We start from the raw sequence: 21,013 nt of genomic DNA, 5'->3' as shown, positions 1-21,013 counted from the left end.
GTGGGCATCGGCGACTTCATCAAGGACATCACCCCTGACTCGGTTGAGGAGGCGGTCGAGGAGGGTGTCGAGTGGCTCGGTGACAGGGTCGAGGGCGCGGGCAACTGGACCGCGGACCGGCTGGACGACGTCGGCTGGGAGTCCGGCGCGGACTGGGTGCGCGAGCAGTCCCGTTCGGTCGCGAACCGGATGGGCGCCGAGGTCGACGAGATGGACCTCGGGGACACCGAGGACAAGACGAAACTGGTCCACGGAAGCCCGGACAAGATCCGCTCCACCGCGGAGAAACTGCGCGGCTTCCAGAAGGCGTTCGACGACGCGGGCGGTGGCCTGAAGGGGCTGGACCCCTCCCGTCTGAAGGGGGAGACGGCCGAGGCGCTGCGCAAGGCGGTGAGCACCCAGCCGCCGAAGTGGTTCGAGGGCGCCGACGCCTGCGAGAAGGCCGCCGCCGCGCTGGAGTCGTTCGCCTCCACCGTGACCTGGGCGCAGGGGCAGGCGCAGACGGCGATCGAGAAGTGGAAGGACGGGGTGAAGGCGTCCGAGGACGCCGCCGACGCCCACCGCAAAAAGGTCGACACGTACAACAAGGCCGTCGACCGCTACAACGCCCTGCCCGCCGACAAGCGGGACCCCTCCACGCTTCCGCCCTGCCCGGCTCCGACGTTCGACGACCCGGGCAAGAAGCTGATGAAGGAGGCGCAGGAGATCCTGGCCGAGGCCCGCAAGCAGCGCAACACCGCGGCCGAGACGGCCCGCACAGCGGTGCGCGCGGCCCGGGACATGGCGCCGGAGAAGCCGTCGTACACGGAGCAACTCGGCGACGGCCTCCAGGAGTTCCAGATCATGGGGGACCATGTCGGCGGCGGCGTCATCAAGGGCACCGCCGGGCTGCTCAACTTCGTGCGGGGCATCAACCCCCTCGACCCGTACAACCTGACCCACCCCGCCGAATACGCCACCAGCCTCAACAGCCTGGCCGCGGGGCTGGTGCTGGCCGCCAACGACCCGGTCGGCACCGGCAAGCAGATGGTCAGCGACTTCACGAAGGACCCCTACGAGGGTTTCGGCCGTCTGCTGCCGGACGTGGCGCTGACCGTGGCCACGGGCGGGGGTGGCGCCGCCGTCAAGGGGGTGCGCGTCGCCGCCGACGCGGCCGACGCGGCCCGGGTGCGCAGGCTGGTCGACGACGCGCCCGACGGCACCCACAACCGGCCGGACGGCGACCGCACGACCGACGGCACCGACCCGGTCGACCTCGCCTCGGGCCGTATGTTCCTGCCGCAGACGGACGTGGAGATCCCCGGCATCCTGCCGCTGGTGTTCACCCGCCGCACCGAGTCGGGCTGCACGGCCGGCCGTTTCCTGGGGCCGTCCTGGACCTCCACCGTCGACGAGCGCCTGGAGGTCGACCCGGTCGGCATCGTCCACGTCACCGCCGACGGGCTGCTGATCACCTATCCGCACCCCGCCCCCGGCACCGCCACCCGCCCGGAGTCCGGCCCCGCCCGCACCCTGCTGGCCCGGGACGCGGACGGCGACTACACGCTCACCGACCCCGACACCGGCCTGACCCGTCGCTTCACCGCCCCGCCCGACGCCGAACCCGGTGGCGACGGAACCGCCTGGCTGGCCTGCTTCACCGAACGCAACGGCCATACCGTCACCGTCGACCGCGCCGGAGACGGCCTGCCCACGGCCCTGGTCCACTCGGCCGGCCGCCGGATCGACCTCGCCTCCGCCGACGGCCTGATCACCGCACTGCACCTGGCCGGCGGGGGCGAGGACGGTGCCGATCTGCCGCTGATGTCCTACGGCTACGACGAGGACGGCAACCTCACCACCGTCACCAAACCTTCCGGCGCGACCACCACGTTCGTCTACGACGACCGCCGCCGCGTCACCGCCTGGATCGACTCCAACGGCAGCCGCTACGACTACGTCTACGACGACCGCGACCGTGTCGTGGCGGAGGGCGGCGAAGCGGGCCACGTCCAGATCACCCTGGCCTACACCGAACCCGACCCGGACACCGGCCACCGCACCACCACCCTCACCACCGCCGCCGGCCACACGACCCGCCACCTGATCGACCACCGCTGCCGGGTGATCGCCACCACCGACCCGCTCGGCCACACCACCCGTTTCACCTACGACACCCGCGGCAACGTCCTCACCCGCACCGACCCGCTGGGCCACACCACCGCGTTCTTCTACGACGAGGACGGCCGGGTCGTCTCCGCCACCCGCCCCGACGGAAGCGAACTGCGGACCGTTCGCGGCCGGTTCGGTCTGCCGGTGGAGGTCGTCGGGCCGGACGGCGCCCGTATGGTCCATGAGTTCGACGAGCGGGGAAACCGCACGGCGGTCACCGACCAGGCCGGTGCCACCACCCGCTACACCTACGACCACGCCGGTCGCCTCACATCGGTCACGGACGCACTCGGAGCCGTGACGCGCGTGGTGTGCGACGCGGCGGGGCTGCCCGTGGAGGTGACCGGTCCCGGCGGCGCCGGCACGCGCACGCGACGGGACGCCCTCGGCAGGCCGGTCCGCATCACGGACCCGGTGGGCGGCGTGACCCGCCTGGAATGGCACGCCGACGGGCAACTCGCCCGACGCATCGGCCCCGATGGAGCCACGGAATCGTGGACCTACGACGGCGAGGGCAACCTGCTCACCCACACGGATGTGTCCGGTGGTGTCTCCCGCTTCGAGTACACCCACTTCGACCTCCTGGTCGGTCGCAGCCGACCCGACGGCACGCGCTACGCGTTCGAGCACGATGCCGAACTGCGTCTCACCCGCGTCATCAACCCGCAGGGATTGACCTGGACCTACGAGTACAACGCCGCCGGCGACATCGTCTCCGAGACCGACTTCGACGACCGCGTACTCACCTACCGGGTGGACGCCGCGGGCCGGCTCGCCGCCCGCACCGACGCGCTCGGCGGGACCATCTCCTTCGAGCGTGACCAGCTCGGCCAGGTGGTCCGCAAGGACATCGACGGCCGGGTGACGACCTACGCCTACGACAGGGCGGGCCGCCTGCTGGAGGCGGCCGGTCCGGACAGCGAACTCCGCTACCAGTACGACCGCCGGGGGAAGGTCAAGACCGAACTGGTGGACGGCCGCCCCGTCTCCTACTCCTACGACGCCCTGGGCCGCCGCACGCGCCGCACCACCCCCACCGGTCACGTCACTTCCTACACCTACGGCGCCGACGGACAGCCCCACCGCCTGACCAGCGGCGGGCACCGCATCGCATTCACCCATGACGCCGCCGGCAGGGAACTCACCCGCGTCTTCGGCGACACGATCACCATGACCTCGGCCTGGGACGAGGCCGGACGGCTCGCCGCGCAGCACATCACCGCCGGAGCTCGCGTCGTCAACCACCGTGCCTACTCCTACCGCGCCGACGGACATCCCACCTCCGTCACGGACCGTCTGTCGGGCAGCCGCTCCTTCGACCTCGACCGGGTGGGCCGGGTCACCGCCGTCCACGCCCGGGGCTGGACGGAGCGGTACGCCTACGACGACGCCGGCAACCAGACCTCGGCGACCTGGCCGGACCGGCATCCGGGCGGTGAGGCGACCGGGGAGCGGACCTACAGCGGCACCCGTATCACCCGTGCCGGAGACGTCCGGTTCGAGTACGACGCCCTCGGCCGGGTCACCCTGCGGCAGAAGACCCGCCTCTCCCGCAAGCCCGACACATGGCGCTACACGTGGGACACGGAGAACCGCCTCACCTCCGTCACCACCCCCGACGGCACCCGCTGGACCTACCGCTACGACCCGCTGGGCCGCCGCATCGCGAAACAGCGCCTGGCGGCCGACGGCACCAGTGTGGCCGAGGAGACCCGGTTCACCTGGGACGGCCTCACCCTGTGCGAACAGACCAGCCACCAGCCGGACGTACCGCACACGGTCGCGCTCACCTGGGAACATCGCGCCGACGTGCCCCTCGCCCAGACCGAGCGCATCCTCACGGCCGACGACCGCCAGGAGGAGATCGACCGGCGGTTCTTCGCCATCGCCACCGACCTGATCGGCACGCCGACCGAGCTCATCGACGAGACGGGCGACATCGCCTGGCGCACCCGGAGCACGCTCTGGGGCACCACGGCCTGGGCCCGTGACAGCAGCGCCTACACCCCGCTCCGCTTCCCCGGCCAGTACTACGACCCCGAGACCGGCCTCCACTACAACTACTTCCGCCACTACGACCCCGAGACCGGCCGCTACACCTCCCCCGACCCGCTGGGCCTGGCTCCCGCCCCGAACCCAGTCGCGTACGTGGACAACCCGTACAGCGGGTGCGACCCGCTGGGCCTCATGCCCAAGTACACGAAAGAGGAACGGGCCCAGAAGCGGATCAACAAGGTGGTGGACGACACGTGGAGAGAGCACAGGACGGCGGGTTCAGGAAACGCCACGACTACCACGGAGACACCCGGCATGACTTCAGCGACGAACGGGTCGTCGAAATCCTCAAGAACCCGGACGCCGTGTACCACTCGACGGGCACGGCCGGGACGTTCACATTCCGGCAGGGCAACGACATCGTGGTGATCGACGGCCCGGGTCAGACCCAGGGCCAGGCCATCACGGCGTACGGTCCCTCAGGCATCAAGGGTGACTCCGGGGCCACGGCGCTCGGCGGAAAACCCACTGACCCCGGCGCCCCGGTCACGCACGAGGACATCGTGAACGGCAGGATTCCCGCCAAGGACGGCCGCTTCCAGCCTCCGGCGGTACAAATCAGATGAGGCAGTGATGACGACGAAACTGAAGTTCGACGGAGGCTGGTCCGCGGCGGTGACGGACGAGCCACTGGACCTCGTCCCTCGTCTCATCGGCACGTCCCTGATCGTGTCCCCCTATGCGGACCGGGTGGAACGGGAGAGGTTCTTCGCGGACACGTTCGGCAGCCATGACGTGCTGTGGGACCTCCCCGACGTCTTCCGCTTCTCCCCGGGCGACCGGAAGCTGGTCGGAGCCGAGTTCCGCATCCCGGAAGAGGCCGCCTCGGCCGAGGACTCGGCCCGCGTTCCCGACATGCCCGAAGTACGCCCGGGCGGTCTGCAGGCGGACGAGGTCAAGGACTTCCGGCACGAGATGTGCACGGTGCTGTGCCGCGCTCCCGGTGACGCCGTGCTGACCTGCCTGCGCGACCTCGACATCCTGGACGAGCCTCTGGAGGCCCGCATCGGCATCGCCCCAGACGTGGCACTCCTCATCCAGCACGGCACTGTCGTCGGCTGGAGCATCACGGACCCCGCGCGCTACCTGACCGCCGGCTTCACCGCCCCCGACCCCGCTCCCCCCGTCCCGGCCACCCGCCACCTCCTCACCGAATGCCTGGATCTGGTCACCGTGGTGCCGGTGGTCGACGGCCTGGTCGACGGCGAACCGGCCGCCCTGGCCCGTCTCCAGGCCACCGACAGGGCCCTGCGAGAGCAACGCGAGGACCGGCACCGGGCCGACGCCCTGCTGGAGCTCATCGCCACCTACGTGGAGGACTACGGGAACTGGTGAAAGAGGACGAATACCGGCCCAGAGCAATCGCCCCGCCCCCTGCGACCACCCAGGCGCCTGATGGGCTGGACGTCCTTGAGCGCTGTGGCCTGGACGTCACAGGAAGGGCGGAACGGGGCGGTCCACCTGTGGACTTCGCCCTTTACGCGGTCACCGGATTCGAGGTCGAGCCGGCCGTGACGATCCCCGCCTCCAGTCCTCGAGCCGCCGACGCATTGGACGAGGTGTGGCACCACCGTGCCTCACAGTTCCGTCTGTACGGCGAGAGCGGCGATTTCCTCATCCTGCCGCCGGTGCCGGGCGGGAGCAGGGCCGGCTGGGTACGCGTAAAGGATCCGGTCGGCACGCACCTTCCGTCCCGTGTCGCCGGAGTAACGGGTGCACCCGAGTTCGTAGCCGTCTCGCGGGATGGTCGCCGCCTGTGCGCCGCCTCGGTCGAAGATGACGAATACTGGGTGGTGTTGCACGAATTCTGAGCCCAGCTCCTCTCCAGGCGAATGAGGACGCGGATCGCTGGAGAGGAGCCCGCTTCCGAGGCCCCGCCCCGGGAACCGGCGCGGGGCCCGCGCTCGACCCACGTGGCGGTGCCGCCGGCTCCCAACGCGGCAAACGGAGATATCTACCGCATATCGATCGGCGGGAAATACCAGGATGCGGTGCGGAACTTGTACACCAGCAGGTCCACAACCCGAACAGCCCGCACTACGATCCGGATGTGGCCCATGCCACACACATCTCCTGGCGACTCAGTTTCCACTTCCGTACCAGTGACGAACGGGTGTTGCACATTGAAGTCTCACGACTTCATCAGCATGGCGCGAATGATCCTGGAAGTCGATGCACAGGCACGAGAACGCGCGGCCGACGAAGTGTCCGACCACGTGGGTTCATTGACGTCTGCCCAGGCGTCGGCGCTGGCGACACTGCTGGCGGCAACCGCTGCCTTCGAAAGGGAGAACTCCGCCCGGGAAGCCGAGTTGCACGCCCTCATCGAACTCGCATCCACCGGTCACGTCGACCGTGACCACCTTTCCCCTCTGCGTGAGATCGTCCTCGGCAACCTTCCTCCTCAGCTCCGCGAGTATGTCAGCGATCTGCTGGAAGGTTGAAGGCCCAGGACGGGCAACCGGCGCCGTCCGGCCCAGGGAACACCGCCACGCCGCCGAGGGACGCCAAGTTTCTCATCCTGAATAGGTGCAGCTCAGTAGTACGTAAATGGTTTGGACGGTGCGGCTTATACGGCGGCTCGAACAGCGTGCTCTGCGCATGAGGTGCCAGGACTTGAGTCGGGCGAAGGGGCGTTCGCCGGGGGCTCTCAGTCGTGCGTGGTCGCGGTTGCACTGCTGGTAATGCTCGGGCTGTTGGCTGTGGTGGCAGGAGGCGGTGCGGAAGGTGGCGCCGGCACCCTGGTAGGCGCGGTCGGCCAGGACAAGGATCTGCCGGGTGAGGCAGACCGGCACGATGGCGTGGGCCCGGGGCGCGGTGAGGTCGCGGGTGCGGCCCGGTGGTCGTCCCCGGCCGCCTGCGGGTCGACGGCTGCCTGGTGCCCGTGACCGACGCGGACGGCTGGCTGCGCACGGGCGACGTCGGCACGATCGACGAACGGAGCATCGACTCCGTCACGGACCACGTCAGAAACCTCGTCGTCCCCGGTGAGGGCCCACCGTCGCTCCGCCCGGCTCCTGAACGCGCGTTTCGTCCCGGCGGAGTTGTTCGGTGAGGCGGCGGTTCGTGGGGACCGCGGAAGCTCTCGGGTGCGGCCCGTGGGGTTGAATGCGGGTATGGAGGACGCGCTGTGGGACCGGCTCTCGATCGAGGCGCGGTCGGAGGTGGACAGCCTCGTCTCGGCCGGGCGAAACGTGCAGGCCATTGCTGTGATGCGCGACCGTGTCGGTCTGCCGATGCCGAGTCTGCATGAGTGCGTTGATCTGGTGGCTCAGCGATTCAGCAGGTTGCGGCAGGGCCCGACACAATCGTGAAGCAGCGGCCGCTCTGGGCCTCGACCGGGGTGAAGGACCCGGCCTGCAGGGACACGGTCATCGGCAAGCTCGGCATCTCGTACGACGTCGTCGTCCGGCGCCTGGAGGACGAGGGTGTCGAGAAGTTCGCCGCCTCGTGGCACGCCCTGCTGGCCTCGACCAGGACGGAACTGCGGCGCCGGGCCGGTCGTGAGGTCGGCACGTTCGTGGCACGAGGCGAGCGTTCGAGAAGCCTGAGTGTCGGTCCGTCGCCGGCACCCTCCCTGATCGCTCCGCGAGGACGACCGGCAGTGCACCGTGCGTGCTGCCGGCCTCCTCGGAGGGGGACCGCTGTTCCATATCCAGGATCGAAAGTTTCGTAGTAGATAGCCGTGCTTGCGGTTGGAGTCGTCTCGGTGGCAGGCGACCGCCGAGTCGATCTGCTCGAGTATGGGCGTGGCCTGGTAAAACGCCGCCGTCAGGGTCCATTCTGCAGTGCTGCTGTTTCCGAAAGAATACCGAAACCATTGACAGGCTCATGGCGCTCTGCGACAACTGTGGCCACCGAACGACGGGCAACCGTCGTACTCCTCGCGCCGTGTGACCGGTGCGGCGGCCGGTCACGTCATCGTGGCACGACGACGGATGTCCCCCGCCGTGTTCCATGCAAGGCCACGGGTGGCAGAAGCCGCCCGCCCCCCACCAGCCTTCATCGGGAGGACGCATGCAGCAGGACGGTAAGCGGCAAGAACGGAACCAGCAGGACCAGAACCCGCAGCACCCCGCCCCCTTCAGCGGCTTGAGCCGACGAGGCTTCCTCGGCGGCGCCGGCACCGTCGCGCTCGCGACCGCGTCCGGACTGCTGCTGCCCGGCACGGCCCACGCCGCCACCACCATCACCACCAACCAGACCGGCTACGACGGCATGTACTACTCGTTCTGGACGGACGGGGGCGGCCGCGTCTCCATGACACTGAACGGCGGCGGGAGTTACAGCACCCAGTGGACCAACTGCGGCAACTTCGTCGCCGGCAAGGGCTGGGCCAACGGCGGGCGCAGGACGGTCCGGTACAGCGGCTACTTCAACCCGTCGGGCAACGGCTACGGCTGCCTCTACGGCTGGACGTCGAACCCGCTGGTCGAGTACTACATCGTCGACAACTGGGGCAGCTACCGGCCCACCGGCGAGCACCGCGGCACCGTGTACAGCGACGGCGGCACGTACGACATCTACAAGACGACGCGGTACAACGCCCCCTCCGTGGAGGGCACGCGCACCTTCGACCAGTACTGGAGCGTCCGGCAGTCGAAGGTGATCGGCTCCGGCACCATCACCACCGGGAACCACTTCGACGCCTGGGCGCGCGCGGGCATGAACCTGGGCCAGTTCAGGTACTACATGATCATGGCCACCGAGGGCTACCAGAGCAGTGGCAACTCGAACATCACGGTCAGCGGCTGACCTCCGTCTGGGATCCGGCCGGCCGCGGACTCCGTCCTGTGACGGGGCCGCGGCCGGCTGCTGCCTTGCGCGGCTGGGAAGCCCGGAGGGTCTGCCGAGACCGTCACCCGAGCCCTCCCGGTCGGTCAACCATTCGCATACCGGAACGGTATTCGGCCACTCCGAAGCGTTCTCCTGCAGCCGGCAACCGACCGTGATCCCATGGCTCACGACCATGGACGGCCGCCGTGGGTTCGACGGTGCCGGGTCAAGGACCATGTGCGGGCAGGTCTCGTCCGAGTGAAAGTGAACCTGTCCCGTCGAGCCGGTGCCTGAGCGGGCCCGCGGGCGCGGTTGCTGCCGTCCACGGTCGATGGGCGGGCCAAGGGCCGGTGATCAGGCTGGTGATCGTCCGCGTATCGTGAAGCGGTCCGTGAGACCGGTTGGAGGACTTCGGGGGTGTGATGACGTTCGAGCAGGAATGGGCAGAGCTGCGCGCGGCAGCTGCCCGTCGCACGACGACACAGATCAACAGCAGCGCGACCGACGGGGATTACGACCTGGTGGTCAACCGGGACGACCTGGGCGCCATCGGCAACGACGCCTACGACCTGCTCGGCCGGCTGACGAAGGAGGGCGACATCGCCCGTCCCGCCACGTTCGACGCGGCCACGGCGCTGACCAACGGCAACTTCGAAAGCGGCTCGGCCGTGCTGAAGGTCCACGACCGCTGGCAGACGCACCTGAAGACCCTGCTGGACGCCTGCGCGCGGATCTCCAACCACCTTGACTTCAGCAAGGCGCAGCACGCCAAGGACGAGGCGAAGGTCGAAGGAGAACTGCTGCGCATCTCGGTGCTCAGCGAGTACATGAAGTAAGGCTCGGGGGAGCGACGTGCTGAAGTACGAGGACATCATCGACGCCCCGTTGGTGAAGCTGAAGACGGCCGTCGACGACTGGTCCGAGATGGCGGGGAAGCTGGAGAAGCTCGCCACCGACGCCCGCGACGGGATGAAGAAGAAGGCGGACCGGGCGGCCTGGCAGGGCGTCAACGCAGGTGTCACCAAGGAGTTCATCGGCAAGACGGCCAAGGAGTTCACGGACGCGGTGGCCGAGGCCAAGGGCGTGCACCGGATCCTCAACGAGGGCTACGCGGCCATCAAGAAGGCCAGGGCCGACCTGATCGCCATCCGCGACGACGAGGGGCCCGCGGCCGGCGTTCGCGTGGACGGCAAGGGGAAGGTGACGCCACGGGAACCGCTCTCCGAGATCGAGGGAGCGCGGAACGAACCCGACTACGACCAGCTTCTGCGCAAGGAGCGGCAGGCGGTCGAGGAGTGGCAGAAGCGGATCGACCTCATCGTCGACAACTGCAACGACACAGACGTCACCCTGAAGAACACCCTCGAGGCCAACGTCACCGACCGCAAGGACTTCGGCGCTCCGAGGTACACCACGCTGGACCAGGAGGAAGCCGCCCGCGCGGTTGCCCTGGCGTCCAAGGGCCGGGACCTCACGCACGCGCAGCTTCAGCAACTCAACGAGCTGCTGAAGGACAACAGCAAGTCCGCCGAGTTCGCCCAGCTCTTCTACAACAGGCTGGGGCCGGAGAAGGCGCTGGCGTTCTTCGGCCAGCTCGCGACGGACACACACGACTTCGGCGAGGTCGACCCGCAACGCCTCAAGGACGTCCAGGACCTCCAGAAAAACCTCGGCCTCAACCTGGCGACTGCCTCCCACGACAAGGACTTCACCGAGAAGTGGGGCCCGGAACTGCGCAAGCTGGGCACGGAGCGCATTTCGTTGGACCAGTACCACCATGGTCGCCCGTTCGGGTACCAGCTGCTGGGCGGAATCATGCGGTACGGGAACTATGACGCGAAGTTCCTCAACCCGATCGCCGAACACGTAGCGCAGTTGCACGAGAAGAATCCCCGGCTGTTCTCCGGGAGCAGAATCCTGAGCGGTCCCGACAAGAATCCGTTCAACCCCTCAGGGGTCAACGGGGCCGGTTACGACCCGACTACCGCCATGCTGGAGGCGCTCGGCAACAGTCCGGACGCCGCGAAGAAGTTCTTCACGGACACTCCCACGGCCTACAACGAGGACGGCACGGTCAACCGCGGCGCCACAGCCGACCTGGGCAAGAACAAGGACGGGGAGGAGATCGAGAACTATCTCGACTTCTTCGCGAACGAGGAGTGGGAGTCCTTCGGCGACGTCAACTCGCCGGACGTGAAGGAACGAGAGGCGTCACTCGATCACATGCCGGACGCTTTGGGTCACGCCCTGGAGGCGGCGACCCTCGGCTACCCGGCCGGAGTCCCGGACCCTCACGTGGTCCGGGACGCAGACAATGCAGCGATCATGCAGCGGGTCATGGAGAAATACGGCGCCGACCCGGCTCTGCTGAAGCAGCACGAGGTGATGTCCGACAGCCTGGGCATCATGGGCGCCGGATACATCGACGACATCAACTGGGCGCTGGACAAGAACCATCGGGACAGCGTGTTCGCGCCGGGTGGAAACCCGGAGGGGCGCATCGACTTCGCGGACGCCGAGGACGGGGACGGGCGGAGCATTGTCCGAGGCTTCCTGAGCACTCTGGGCCAGCATCCCGATGCCTACGCGACGCTCTCGACCGCGGAACAGGTGTACACCCGCAGCGTCCTGGAGGGGACCGTGGGATCGGAGGGGATCAAGGAGGGTTCCGCCAGGACTGCCGCTCGTGTAGGGGCTGAGGTGCAGGGAATGCTGGACCAGTCCCGGGCCGACCAGGTGGAGGCGACGTACCTCAAGACGCATGAGGACTATGAGAAGGCGGTCGCGCAACGCGCGGGCTGGGTCGAGTTCGGAGCCACTGCGGCCCTCGCGGCCGGGGTGGCGTTCTTGCCTGCGACTGCGGCCGTCGGCGCGGCCGCCGTACTTGTTCCGCTGGCGACCGACACTGCTAGTGGCGCGGCGGAACAGGTTATCAGTCAGTTGGTCGGTAATTTCTCGGATAAGTCTGTGGACGAGCACAAGGAAAAGGTGGAGGACCTCAACGACATCGAAAAGAAGAGGATTTACTCCGCCGGGGAGAGCATGGCCGAGGCCCCAGTGGAATGGTTCTTGCAGAGGAACGGTGTGAACCTTAAGGAGAGCACGTTCGGCGCGGACCTGGTCGAATCGGTGCAGATCGGTTATGGAGTCGGCAACGATCGACAGAGGCAGCAGGGTAATGGTCCGGAAGTCGATTGAGGTCAAGTGCGCAGGCGAGCTAATTGAGGATACTGGCATTGATCAGCCGTAGGTCGGTAAACCGAAGCATTGTGGCCATGGTCGTGTTCGGTTCGGTGCTTTTGGGGACCGTGGCTTGTGGAGGGGGTGAGGACCAGGAGGTGAAGGAAGTTGCAGGAACTCAGCTTTGCGGCGGGGAGGCGGTGTCTGCCGAGGCGGCCAAGGCGCTCGAAGTGATTACGGGTTCGTCGAGGTTCGAGGCGACAGGGGAAGGAAGTACCCCTGTGCGGGCGGCGGAGGACCTGGTCGAGGCTTTTCCCGCCCCGTCCGTTGCTAGAAAAGACATCTGTCGCATATTTACGGCCAAACAAGTGCCGAAGTTTGTGATGAGGATCAGCTGGAGGTTGCTCGACGGCCCTCCGTCTAATCCACCTAATCCGGACGTCACAGTACTGAATATGGGGGAGCGAACTGTGGCGCAGGCGGACAATGCGTACTTGCAGTTTGCGTGCCAGAGCGACAGATTGTCTGACTCCTCGGAAGCGGGTTACATCAGCATCAGCGTATGGCAATGGTCGAAGTACCCGGAGCCTGAAGGCGACCCCAAAGTGCTGAAGAACGCCTACGCGACCGTTGCTCATTCCTTCGCCCTAGCCATGGCCAAGGAACTGCGCTGTGAGAAGAACGGCGGGCTTCCCGAGAAGCCTGTGCTCGATCCCGTATAACCGGGGACGTGGTCGGGTAGTGGTGGCCCGACCGACCTTGCGTGGAATTCCCCGGAGCCGGACCAGCGGGCGGGAGGCTTTCCGGTGTTGTAGCGGTCGTGCGGGCGTGGCGTGAGGAGTGTCCCGGTGGGTCAGCCCGGGGAGCATGCCTCACGGCAGGGCAGGGCAGGGGTGGGCGCCGGCGTAACGGTTCCGGGCTGGGCCCTCTTCAGGTGTTCTTCTCGGAGCTGTCGTGCCGCCCCGCGCCCGGACGGTCCTGGCGGTGGCGGCTGCCCGGCAGCATCTCCTGCACCTTGGCCTTGAGTCCCTGTGTCAGCACCGAGCCGCGGTCGCTGTCGCCCTTGAGGATCGCGGCCGCCGCGGCCTCGATCTGGTCCAGTGAGGCGTGCGGCGGGATCGGCGGGACGGCCGGGTCGGTGCGGAAGTCGATCACGAACGGCCGGTCGGCGGCGAGGGCCCGGTCCCAGGCGGCTTCGACCTGCTTGGGCTTTTCCACCCGCACGCCGTCCAGGCCGATGCGCCGGGCGATGTCGGCGTAGGGGAGGTCGGGGATGTGCTGGGACTCCTCGAACTGGGGGGCGCCGGACAGGGCGCGCATCTCCCAGGTGACCTGGTTGAGGTCGCCGTTGTTCAGGACCGCCACGACGAGCCGCGGGTCGGACCACTCGCGGTAGTACTTCGCGGCGGTGACCAGTTCCATCATGCCGTTCATCTGCATCGCGCCGTCGCCGACCAGGGCGATGGCGGGCCGGTCCGGGTGGGCGAACTTCGCGCCGATGGCGTAGGGCACGCCGGGGCCCATGGAGGCCAGGGTGCCGGACAGGGAGCCGCGCATGTGCCCGCGCAGCCGCAGGTGGCGGGCGTACCAGTTGGCGGCCGACCCGGAGTCGGCGGAGAGGATCGCGTCGTCGGGCAGCTTGCCGTCCAGGGCGTGGACGACGTACTCCGGGTTGACGGGGTCGGCGCTGACCGCGGCACGGCGCTGCATGACCTCCCACCAGCGGGCCACGTTGTTCTCGATCGTGTCCCGCCATGCGCGGTCCTGCTTGCGGTGCAGCTTCGGCAGCAGGCGGCGCAGGGTCTCGCGGGCGTCACCGACGAGGTTGACCTCGTTCGGGTAGCGCAGGCCGATCATGTGCGGATCGATGTCGATCTGCACCGCCCTGGCCTGATCCAGTTCCGGCATGAACTGGGTGTAGGGGAAGCTGGAGCCGATCATCAGCAGGGTGTCGCACTTCTGCATCAGCTCGTAGGAGGGGCGGGTGCCCAGCAGACCGATGGCTCCGGTCACGTACGGCAGGTCGTCGGGCAGGGCGTCCTTGCCGAGGAGGGCCTTGGCCACTCCTGCACCCAGCACGTCCGCCAGCCGCTCGACCTCCTCGCGCGCGCCGCGGGCGCCCTGGCCGATCAGGACCGCGACCCGCTCCCCGGCGTTCAGCACGTCGGCGGCCCGCTGGAGGTCCTCGTCGGCCGGCACGGGTGCGGAGCGGCCCAGGCCGAGGCTGGAGGGGACCATCTTGAACGCGTGCGTGGGCGGGCTGTAGTCCAGCTCCTGCACGTCACCGGGGAGGATGATCGCGGTGACGGTGTGCTTCGCGTACGCGGTGCGGAACGCCCGGTCGATCACGTTCGGCAGCTGCTCGGGGACCGTGACCGTCTCGCAGAAGTCGGAGGCGACGTCCTTGTACAGACTCGCGAGGTCCACTTCCTGCTGGTAGGAGCCGCCCATGGCGCTGCGGTCGGTCTGCCCGACCAGCGCCACCACCGGCACGTGGTCCAGCTTGGCGTCGTACAGCCCGTTCAGCAGGTGGATGGCTCCGGGGCCGGAGGTGGCCGCGCACACCCCGACCTTGCCGGAGAACTTCGCGTAGCCGACGGCCTGGAACGCGGCCATCTCCTCGTGACGGGCCTGGACGAACTTCGGGTCGTTGTCCGCCCGCCCCCATGCCGCCAGCAGCCCGTTGATGCCGTCGCCCGCGTAGGCGAAGACATGGTCGACGTCCCACTCACGGAGCCGTTGGAGGATGTAGTCGGACACCTTGGTGCTGGCCATGAAGCTCCGTTCCGATCCCGTCGACGACCACGCCGCCCGCGGCCTTCGGAGCGTGCGTGACGACAGGGGCGCGCGGGGGCACGAGCGGTCCGGGTAACCCGTGCGGAATCGAGCGAAACGTTGCCCGGACCGAGCGGACACCCGTCACGTTGCCCGGACCGAGCGGACGCCCGTCGGTCCCGTCGGCCCCGTCGGCGGAGCGTCGGGGGCCCGGGCATCCGCCGGGCGCCCGGGCCCCGCCGGAGAACCGGAGCGAGGTCCTTGCGGGCCTGCTGCCATGCTTGGCACGGGTCGGGGCGGTTACCCGTCCGCCATGACGGACACACGACCGGACACCCGGCCCCTCGCTCTGATCACCGGCGCGTCCAGCGGAATCGGTCGCGAGCTCGCCCGGGAGTTCGCGCGGCACGGGTACGACCTCGTGGTGAACGCCGAGGACGAGGCGCTGGAGTCCGTGGCCGAGGAGGTGAGGACGACGGCGGGGGCCGAGGTCCGGGCGGTGCGTGCCGATCTCCGGTCGGGCGAGGGACGGTTCCGTCTCCTGGACGCGCTCGACGGCCTGACCGTCGACGTGGCCGTCCTCAACGCCGGGGTGGGCCAGGGCGGCGCCTTCGTGGACACCGATCTCGCCGACGATCAGGAGGTCATCGACCTCAACGTCACCGCCACCGTGCGGCTGGCCAAACCGCTGCTCAGGGGCATGGTGGTCCGTGGCGAGGGCCGGCTCGCCCTGACCTCGTCCGTCGCCTCGGCGATGCCCGGATCCTTTCAGCCGGTCTACAACGCCTCCAAGGCGTTCGTGCAGTCCTTCGCCCAGGCGTTGGCCGAGGAGGTCAAGGACACCGGCGTGACCGTCACCTCCTTCCTGCCGGGCCCCACCGACACCGAGTTCTTCGACCGGGCGGACATGGCGGACGACACCCGGATCGGCACCATGAAGAAGGACGATCCCGCACAGGTCGCCGCGCAGGCGTTCGAGGCGATCATGACGGGTGAGAGGAAGGCCGTCACCGGGTCGTTGAAGGCGAAGGCCCAGGGGCTGGCCGGGAAGGTGCTGCCCGACGGGCTCAAGGCGGCGGCCCACCGGCGCATGGCGGAGCCGGGCTCCGCGGGGACGGAGGACGAGGAACGGCGCACCCCGTGACGTCCGTCCAGCCGGGCCGCAGGGAGGGCGTTCGTGTCGTCCGCCCAGCCGGGCCGCCGGAGCTTCGGGTACCCGGGGGCCGTTCCCCGGCTCGTGCGGACACCGTCCGGCAGCCGCGGTGAGGGGCAGACCGTGCGGCCGTGACGGCGTGCCGTCCCCGGAGAGGCGGGATGCGCACGCGGGGCCGCTGGAAGTGTTCGGCGCGGTCCGGCTACCGGCGCCCGGCGCGGCGGATGCGGAGGGGACCGCGGGCGGACTCCTCCGCGACCGGCCGGCCCGCCTGGGTCACCTCGACCTCGCCGGCCGACACCAGACGCCAGGCGGCGCGGCGGACGGGTTCCATCAACGCCCGCCAGCCGTCGTCGTCACCGTCGTAGGCCGTGCGCGCGGCGTCGGACGGGCAGATCGAGGCGGTCGCCGAACGCTGGTCCAGCAGGCCGATGATGACCTGCTCCAGCCGCCGGTCCCGGTCTCGGTCCCGGCCATGATCCTGGCCCCGCTCCCGGGCCTCTTCCCGGTCCTCCGGATCTGCCATTTCTCCAGTGTGGCACCGTTCGCCGGGCGCGCGGGTTGTGCGGCGAGCCGGCCGCCACCGGTGGCCGAGGACCGTCGGCCGGGGGGCGACGACTTACCGCTGCACGAAGGGCGGTCCCGCCGTCGTCGTCCCGTGGGCCGGGGTGGTCCGTTGCCGTCCCGGCCCACGGGACACTGTCGTCAGGAGCCGGACAGCTCACCGCGGAGGGTGCGCGCGGCGGTCACCAGGTTCTCCAGGGAGGCCCGGGTCTCCGGCCACGCCCGGGTCTTCAGGCCGCAGTCGGGGTTGACCCACAGGCGTTCGGCCGGGATCGCCTCGAGGCCCGTGCGGAGGAGCGCGGCGGCTTCGTCCGCGTCGGGTACGCGCGGGGAGTGGATGTCGTACACGCCGGGGCCGGCCTCACGCGGGTAGCCGTGCGCGGCGAGTTCGCGGGCGACCTGCATGTGGGAGCGGGCGGCTTCCAGGCTGATGACGTCGGCGTCGAGGTCGTCGATGGCCTGGACGATGTCGCCGAACTCGGCGTAGCACATGTGGGTGTGGATCTGGGTGTCCGGGCGGACGCCGGAGGTGGTGAGGCGGAAGGCCTCCGTGGCCCAGGTCAGGTAGGCGGGGCGGTCGGTGGCGCGCAGCGGGAGGGTTTCGCGCAGGGCGGGTTCGTCGACCTGGATGACCGTGGTGCCGGCCGCCTCCAGGTCGGTGACCTCGTCGCGCAGGGCGAGGGAGACCTGGCGGGCGGTGTCGGCGCGGGGCTGGTCGTCGCGGACGAAGGACCAGGCGAGCATGGTGACCGGGCCGGTGAGCATGCCCTTGACGGGCTTGTCGGTGAGGGACTGGGCGTAGGTCGTCCAGCGGACCGTCATGGGCTCGGGGCGGGAGATGTCGCCGGCCAGGATCGGCGGGCGGACGTAGCGGGTGCCGTAGGACTGGACCCAGCCGTGCTGGGTGGCGAGGTAGCCCGTCAGCTGCTCCGCGAAGTACTGGACCATGTCGTTGCGTTCGGGTTCGCCGTGCACGAGGACGTCCAGGCCGGTCTTCTCCTGGAAGGAGATCACCTCCTGGATCTCCGTCTTGACGCGTTCCTCGTACCCGGCGGTGTCGAGACGGCCGGCGCGCAGGTCGGCGCGGGCGGTACGCAGTTCGGTGGTCTGCGGGAACGAACCGATGGTGGTGGTCGGCAGGAGCGGCAGGCCGAGGTGGGCGCGCTGGACGGCCGACCGTTCGGGGTACGGCTGGGAACGGCGGGTGTCGGTGTCGGACACGGCCTCCGTGCGGGCGCGGACGGCCGGGTCGCGGGTGATCGGGGAGGCGGCGCGGGCGGCCAGATCGGCGCGATTGGCGGCGAGTTCGGCGGCGATCGTGCCGGTGCCCCGGGCCAGGCCCTTGGCGAGGGTGACGATCTCGGTCGTCTTCTGCCGGGCGAAGGCGAGCCAGCGCAGGATCTGCGGGTCGATGTCGCGCTCGGCACCGGTGTCCAGGGGAACGTGGAGCAGGGAGCAGGAGGCCGAGACGTCGACGCGGTCGGCGAGTCCGAGAAGGGTGCCGAGGGTGGACAGCGACTTCTGGAGGTCGTTGATCCAGATGTTGCGGCCGTCGACCACGCCGGCGACCAGGCGCTTGCCGGGTAGTCCGCCGACGGCTGCGAGGGCGTCCAGGTTCGCCGCGGCGGACCCGGTGAAGTCCAGGGCGAGGCCGTCGACGGGGGCCTTGGCGAGGACGGGCAGGGCGTCGCCGAGGCGGTCGAAGTAGGAGGCGACGAGCAGCTTGGGGCGGTCGGTGAGGGCGCCGAGTTCGCGGTAGGCGCGCTCCAGGGCGGCGAGTTCGGCCGGGGTGCGGTCCTGGACGAAGGCCGGTTCGTCCAGCTGGACCCAGTCGGCGCCGGCCGCGCGCAGGTCGGCCAGGACTGCCGCGTACACGGGCAGCAGCCGGTCCAGGAGGGTGAGCGGTTCGAAGTCGGCGGGGGCGCCGGGGGCCGGCTTGGCCAGCAGCAGGTAGGTGACCGGGCCGACCAGGACCGGGCGGGCGGTCAGGGACAGCGCCAGGGCCTCCTTGAGCTCGGCGACCTGCTGGGAGGCGTCGGCGGTGAAGAGGGTGCCGGGGCCCAGTTCGGGGACCAGGTAGTGGTAGTTGGTGTCGAACCACTTGGTCATCTCCAGGGGAGCGACCTCCTGGGTGCCACGGGCCATGGCGAAGTAGCCGTCCAGGGCATCGGCCGCGACGGCGTCGCGATGGCGTTCCGGGACGGCGCCGACCATGACGGAGGTGTCGAGCACGTGGTCGTAGTACGAGAAGTCGCCGGTCGGCACCTCGTCGATGCCCGCCTCGGCGAGCTGCCGCCAGTGGGCGGCGCGCAGGTCGGCGGCGACGGAACGGAGCCGGGACGCGTCGACGCGGCCCTTCCAGTAGCCCTCGATCGCCTTCTTCAGTTCACGGTGCTGTCCCTGACGGGGGTAGCCGTACACGGTGGCCCGTGCTGCCGCGGCTGCGGACTTCGCTGTCACGGAGATCTCCTTCGCGAGATGAATCCCTGAGATCCCGGGGACGGGGGAGGACGCGAAGGGGACGGTGCACCGGACCGGACGCATGCGTTCCGGTGGCTGCGGGAACGTCCGCTCCGTCCGATGTGGTCGCCGACCCGCCCTCGAGGTCACCGGGATGTCCGCGCACGGAGTGGTCCGGGCGCGGGCAGGTGGCAGGTCTTCGGACTCGCGGGCCCGTCCTCCGTGCCGGAGGACACCTACTGGCCGTCGCTTCCCGGGTCCGGTACGTCGGACCCAGTGCGTGTGACGGCGGTCGTTCCCGCTCACCGCTGCGGGGCAGTCCCGGATTCCCACCGGGTTCCCTCTTGCGACGCGCCCGCCGTGGGGGTCCCCCATGCCTTTAGGGCTATGGGGGAGGACGGGGCGAACCAGCTGCACCCGCCAGCCTACGGGGTATGGGCTTCCCGGCGCCGGACTGTCCGTGTACCGGGACCGGGACGGAGACCGGAGCCGGGGCCGAGGCCTGGGCAGACGGCGGGGGGATCCGACGCGAAAAGGTGGATACTGGAACCTTCCGCCTCCTCCGTACCGAGCTTCTCGTGTGCACGTCACCCGGGACATGTCACCCGAGACACGTCACCCGGGGGCACACGCCCCCGGACCGGCACGCGGCGGGGGTGAAAGGGGGGCAGCGCGGGACGACGAGAGGTACACGCACATGGAGCACCCGAGGCGAGGGCCCGCCCCCGGGGAGCCCGAGCAGCAGACCCTGTTCGGGTGGGCCGACGCGGCACCGGAACCGGCGTCGACGCAGCCGTCCCGGCCGTCGTTCCGGGACAGTGACCGGGCGCGCCGGATGCTGGACATCCGGGAGATCTACGCGGAGCCGGCCGCCCTGGACTCCCCGCGTGGTGCCCGGATCGTCGCCGGGCTCCCGGGGGTCCGTGTCACCGAGGTGCCCGGCCACTGGCGCATCCCCTCCCTGCACGGCAACGACGGCAACGTCTCCCGCTGGGTACGGGTCAAGACCGAGACGCTGGTCCTCGGGGTGAAGCAGTCGCTCACGACCCGGCCCAACGGCCGGTCCGCCGACTGGATCGCCCCCGGCCCCTCCAACGGCTGCGCCATGGCCTGCGCGTACTGCTACGTCCCACGGCGCAAGGGGTACGCCAACCCCATCACCTTGTTCACCAACATCGAGGCGATCGTGGCGCACATCCGGCGCCACGTACGGGCGCAGGGGCCGAAGCCCGAGCCCAACCAGTGCGACCCTGAGGCGTGGGTCTACGACATCGGTGAGAACGGCGACTGTTCCGTCGATGCCCTGATCTGCGACAACACGGCCGACCTGATCACGGCGTTCCGGAGCCTGCCGACGGCGAAGGCGTCCTTCGCGACCAAGTTCGTCAACCCCGACCTGCTCGCTCTCGACCCGCAGGGGCGTACCCGGGTGCGTTTCTCGCTCATGCCCGCCGACGACTCCCGGCTGCTGGATCTGCGCACCAGTCCGGTCGCCGAGCGCATCGCCGCCGCGGCCGACTTCCTCGACGCGGGCTACGAGGTCCACTTCAACCTCTCGCCCGTCGTCCTGCGCGAGGGCTGGCAGCGGGACTGGGCCGACCTGCTCACCCACCTCGACGACGTGCTGCCCGCCCGTGTGAAGGAGCAGGCGGCCTGCGAGGTCATCATGCTCACCCACAACCGGGCGCTGCACGATGTCAACCTCGGCTGGCATCCGCAGGCCGAGGAGGTGCTGTGGCGGCCCGAGGTGCAGGAGGCGAAGCGCTCGCAGAACGGCGACCTCAACGTCCGCTACGCCCGCGACGTCAAGCGCCGGGCCCTGGCGGAACTGCGGGACCTGATCGCGGCCCGGGCGCCCTGGCTGCGCGTGCGGTACGCGTTCTGAGCGTGCCGCGTCGC

At 69.6% G+C, this 21,013-nt stretch carries 15 protein-coding genes, 2 pseudogenes and 1 riboswitch; of the genes and pseudogenes, 13 read left to right on the top strand and 4 right to left on the bottom strand.

All coding sequences use genetic code 11. The annotated features are described in order from the left end of the window. The 5 genes from ACSU53_RS06940 (at position 1) to ACSU53_RS06920 (ending at position 6,650) form a co-directional block, all read left to right on the top strand. A complete protein-coding gene (locus ACSU53_RS06940) occupies positions 1-4,575 on the top strand; it encodes a putative T7SS-secreted protein (protein ID WP_437025619.1) in 4,575 nt (1,524 codons plus the stop codon). Continuing rightward, positions 4,569-4,772, top strand: a complete 204-nt coding sequence (locus ACSU53_RS06935; RefSeq protein ID WP_437025617.1) for a hypothetical protein — start codon at positions 4,569-4,571, stop codon at positions 4,770-4,772. Before ACSU53_RS06940 ends, ACSU53_RS06935 begins: the two co-directional genes overlap by 7 nt. Positions 4,773-4,779: 7 nt before the next feature. Continuing rightward, positions 4,780-5,541 carry a hypothetical protein gene (locus tag ACSU53_RS06930; RefSeq protein ID WP_437025615.1) on the top strand — a complete coding sequence of 254 codons (762 nt, stop codon included), beginning with the start codon at positions 4,780-4,782 and terminating at the stop codon, positions 5,539-5,541. Positions 5,542-5,669: 128 nt separating this feature from the next. Continuing rightward, positions 5,670-6,017, top strand: coding sequence for a hypothetical protein (locus ACSU53_RS06925; protein WP_437025613.1), 348 nt, complete (start codon positions 5,670-5,672; stop codon positions 6,015-6,017). Between the two features lie 345 nt (positions 6,018-6,362). Next, positions 6,363-6,650, top strand: coding sequence for a hypothetical protein (locus ACSU53_RS06920; RefSeq protein WP_437025612.1), 288 nt, complete (start codon positions 6,363-6,365; stop codon positions 6,648-6,650). Positions 6,651-6,722: 72 nt separating this feature from the next. Here ACSU53_RS06920 and ACSU53_RS06915 read toward each other — a convergent pair. Then, positions 6,723-7,046: pseudogene (locus tag ACSU53_RS06915) on the bottom strand (transposase family protein); the annotation flags it as partial. A 276-nt stretch (positions 7,047-7,322) separates the two neighbouring features. Here ACSU53_RS06915 and ACSU53_RS06910 point away from each other — a divergent pair. From ACSU53_RS06910 to ACSU53_RS06885, 6 genes and pseudogenes are all read left to right on the top strand, one after another. Then, positions 7,323-7,520: a hypothetical protein gene (locus tag ACSU53_RS06910; RefSeq protein WP_437025611.1), complete on the top strand. Its 198-nt coding sequence runs from the start codon at positions 7,323-7,325 to the stop codon at positions 7,518-7,520. Beyond that, a pseudogene (locus tag ACSU53_RS06905) lies at positions 7,520-7,714 on the top strand (transaldolase); the annotation flags it as partial. The gene ACSU53_RS06910 and the pseudogene ACSU53_RS06905, both read left to right, overlap by 1 nt. Positions 7,715-8,223: 509 nt before the next feature. Next, positions 8,224-8,961: a glycoside hydrolase family 11 protein gene (locus ACSU53_RS06900; protein ID WP_437025609.1), complete on the top strand. Its 738-nt coding sequence runs from the start codon at positions 8,224-8,226 to the stop codon at positions 8,959-8,961. Positions 8,962-9,404: 443 nt separating this feature from the next. Beyond that, the gene (locus ACSU53_RS06895; RefSeq protein ID WP_437025607.1) at positions 9,405-9,818 is read left to right on the top strand and encodes a hypothetical protein; all 414 of its coding nucleotides are present in this window, start codon (positions 9,405-9,407) and stop codon (positions 9,816-9,818) included. 16 nt (positions 9,819-9,834) lie between these two features. Further along, entirely contained in the window at positions 9,835-12,180 is a 2,346-nt protein-coding gene (locus ACSU53_RS06890) for a hypothetical protein (RefSeq protein WP_437025605.1), read from the top strand. A 77-nt stretch (positions 12,181-12,257) separates the two neighbouring features. Continuing rightward, positions 12,258-12,884: a hypothetical protein gene (locus ACSU53_RS06885; RefSeq protein WP_437025603.1), complete on the top strand. Its 627-nt coding sequence runs from the start codon at positions 12,258-12,260 to the stop codon at positions 12,882-12,884. A 208-nt stretch (positions 12,885-13,092) separates the two neighbouring features. On the opposite strand, the gene ACSU53_RS06880 is transcribed toward ACSU53_RS06885, so the two are convergent. After that, complete coding sequence (locus ACSU53_RS06880; protein ID WP_437025601.1) at positions 13,093-14,937, bottom strand: thiamine pyrophosphate-requiring protein; 1,845 nt, start codon at positions 14,935-14,937, stop codon at positions 13,093-13,095. A gap of 313 nt (positions 14,938-15,250) precedes the next feature. On the opposite strand from ACSU53_RS06880, the gene ACSU53_RS06875 reads away from it, so the two are divergent. Further along, entirely contained in the window at positions 15,251-16,081 is an 831-nt protein-coding gene (locus ACSU53_RS06875; RefSeq protein ID WP_437025600.1) for an SDR family NAD(P)-dependent oxidoreductase, read from the top strand. Between the two features lie 211 nt (positions 16,082-16,292). On the opposite strand, the gene ACSU53_RS06870 is transcribed toward ACSU53_RS06875, so the two are convergent. Then, positions 16,293-16,616 (bottom strand): DUF3253 domain-containing protein, encoded by a 324-nt coding sequence (locus ACSU53_RS06870; RefSeq protein ID WP_437025598.1) that lies wholly within the window; start codon positions 16,614-16,616, stop codon positions 16,293-16,295. Positions 16,617-16,795: 179 nt separating this feature from the next. After that, complete coding sequence (gene metE / locus ACSU53_RS06865) at positions 16,796-19,114, bottom strand: 5-methyltetrahydropteroyltriglutamate--homocysteine S-methyltransferase (RefSeq protein ID WP_437025596.1); 2,319 nt, start codon at positions 19,112-19,114, stop codon at positions 16,796-16,798. Positions 19,115-19,307: 193 nt separating this feature from the next. Beyond that, positions 19,308-19,457: riboswitch (cobalamin riboswitch) on the bottom strand. 354 nt (positions 19,458-19,811) lie between these two features. Here metE and ACSU53_RS06860 point away from each other — a divergent pair. Then, positions 19,812-20,999, top strand: a complete 1,188-nt coding sequence (locus tag ACSU53_RS06860) for a spore photoproduct lyase family protein (RefSeq protein WP_437025594.1) — start codon at positions 19,812-19,814, stop codon at positions 20,997-20,999. Positions 21,000-21,013: the final 14 nt, after the last annotated feature.

Source organism: Streptomyces sp. enrichment culture, from assembly GCF_964273255.1.
In the GTDB taxonomy this organism is placed as follows: domain Bacteria; phylum Actinomycetota; class Actinomycetes; order Streptomycetales; family Streptomycetaceae; genus Streptomyces.
This window is presented reverse-complemented; position numbering and strand designations above follow the sequence as displayed.

What these genes read in the sequence shown, in the direction of transcription:
- ACSU53_RS06910 (WP_437025611.1), top strand. Translation starts at nt 7,323, where the DNA reads ATGGAGGACGCGCTGTGGGACCGGCTCTCGATCGAGGCGCGGTCGGAG.
- ACSU53_RS06895 (WP_437025607.1), top strand. Translation starts at nt 9,405, where the DNA reads ATGACGTTCGAGCAGGAATGGGCAGAGCTGCGCGCGGCAGCTGCCCGT.
- ACSU53_RS06920 (WP_437025612.1), top strand. Translation starts at nt 6,363, where the DNA reads ATGATCCTGGAAGTCGATGCACAGGCACGAGAACGCGCGGCCGACGAA.
- ACSU53_RS06880 (WP_437025601.1), bottom strand. Translation starts at nt 14,937, where the DNA reads ATGGCCAGCACCAAGGTGTCCGACTACATCCTCCAACGGCTCCGTGAG.
- ACSU53_RS06885 (WP_437025603.1), top strand. Translation starts at nt 12,258, where the DNA reads ATGGTCGTGTTCGGTTCGGTGCTTTTGGGGACCGTGGCTTGTGGAGGG.
- ACSU53_RS06860 (WP_437025594.1), top strand. Translation starts at nt 19,812, where the DNA reads ATGGAGCACCCGAGGCGAGGGCCCGCCCCCGGGGAGCCCGAGCAGCAG.
- ACSU53_RS06870 (WP_437025598.1), bottom strand. Translation starts at nt 16,616, where the DNA reads ATGGCAGATCCGGAGGACCGGGAAGAGGCCCGGGAGCGGGGCCAGGAT.
- ACSU53_RS06900 (WP_437025609.1), top strand. Translation starts at nt 8,224, where the DNA reads ATGCAGCAGGACGGTAAGCGGCAAGAACGGAACCAGCAGGACCAGAAC.
- ACSU53_RS06930 (WP_437025615.1), top strand. Translation starts at nt 4,780, where the DNA reads ATGACGACGAAACTGAAGTTCGACGGAGGCTGGTCCGCGGCGGTGACG.
- ACSU53_RS06875 (WP_437025600.1), top strand. Translation starts at nt 15,251, where the DNA reads ATGACGGACACACGACCGGACACCCGGCCCCTCGCTCTGATCACCGGC.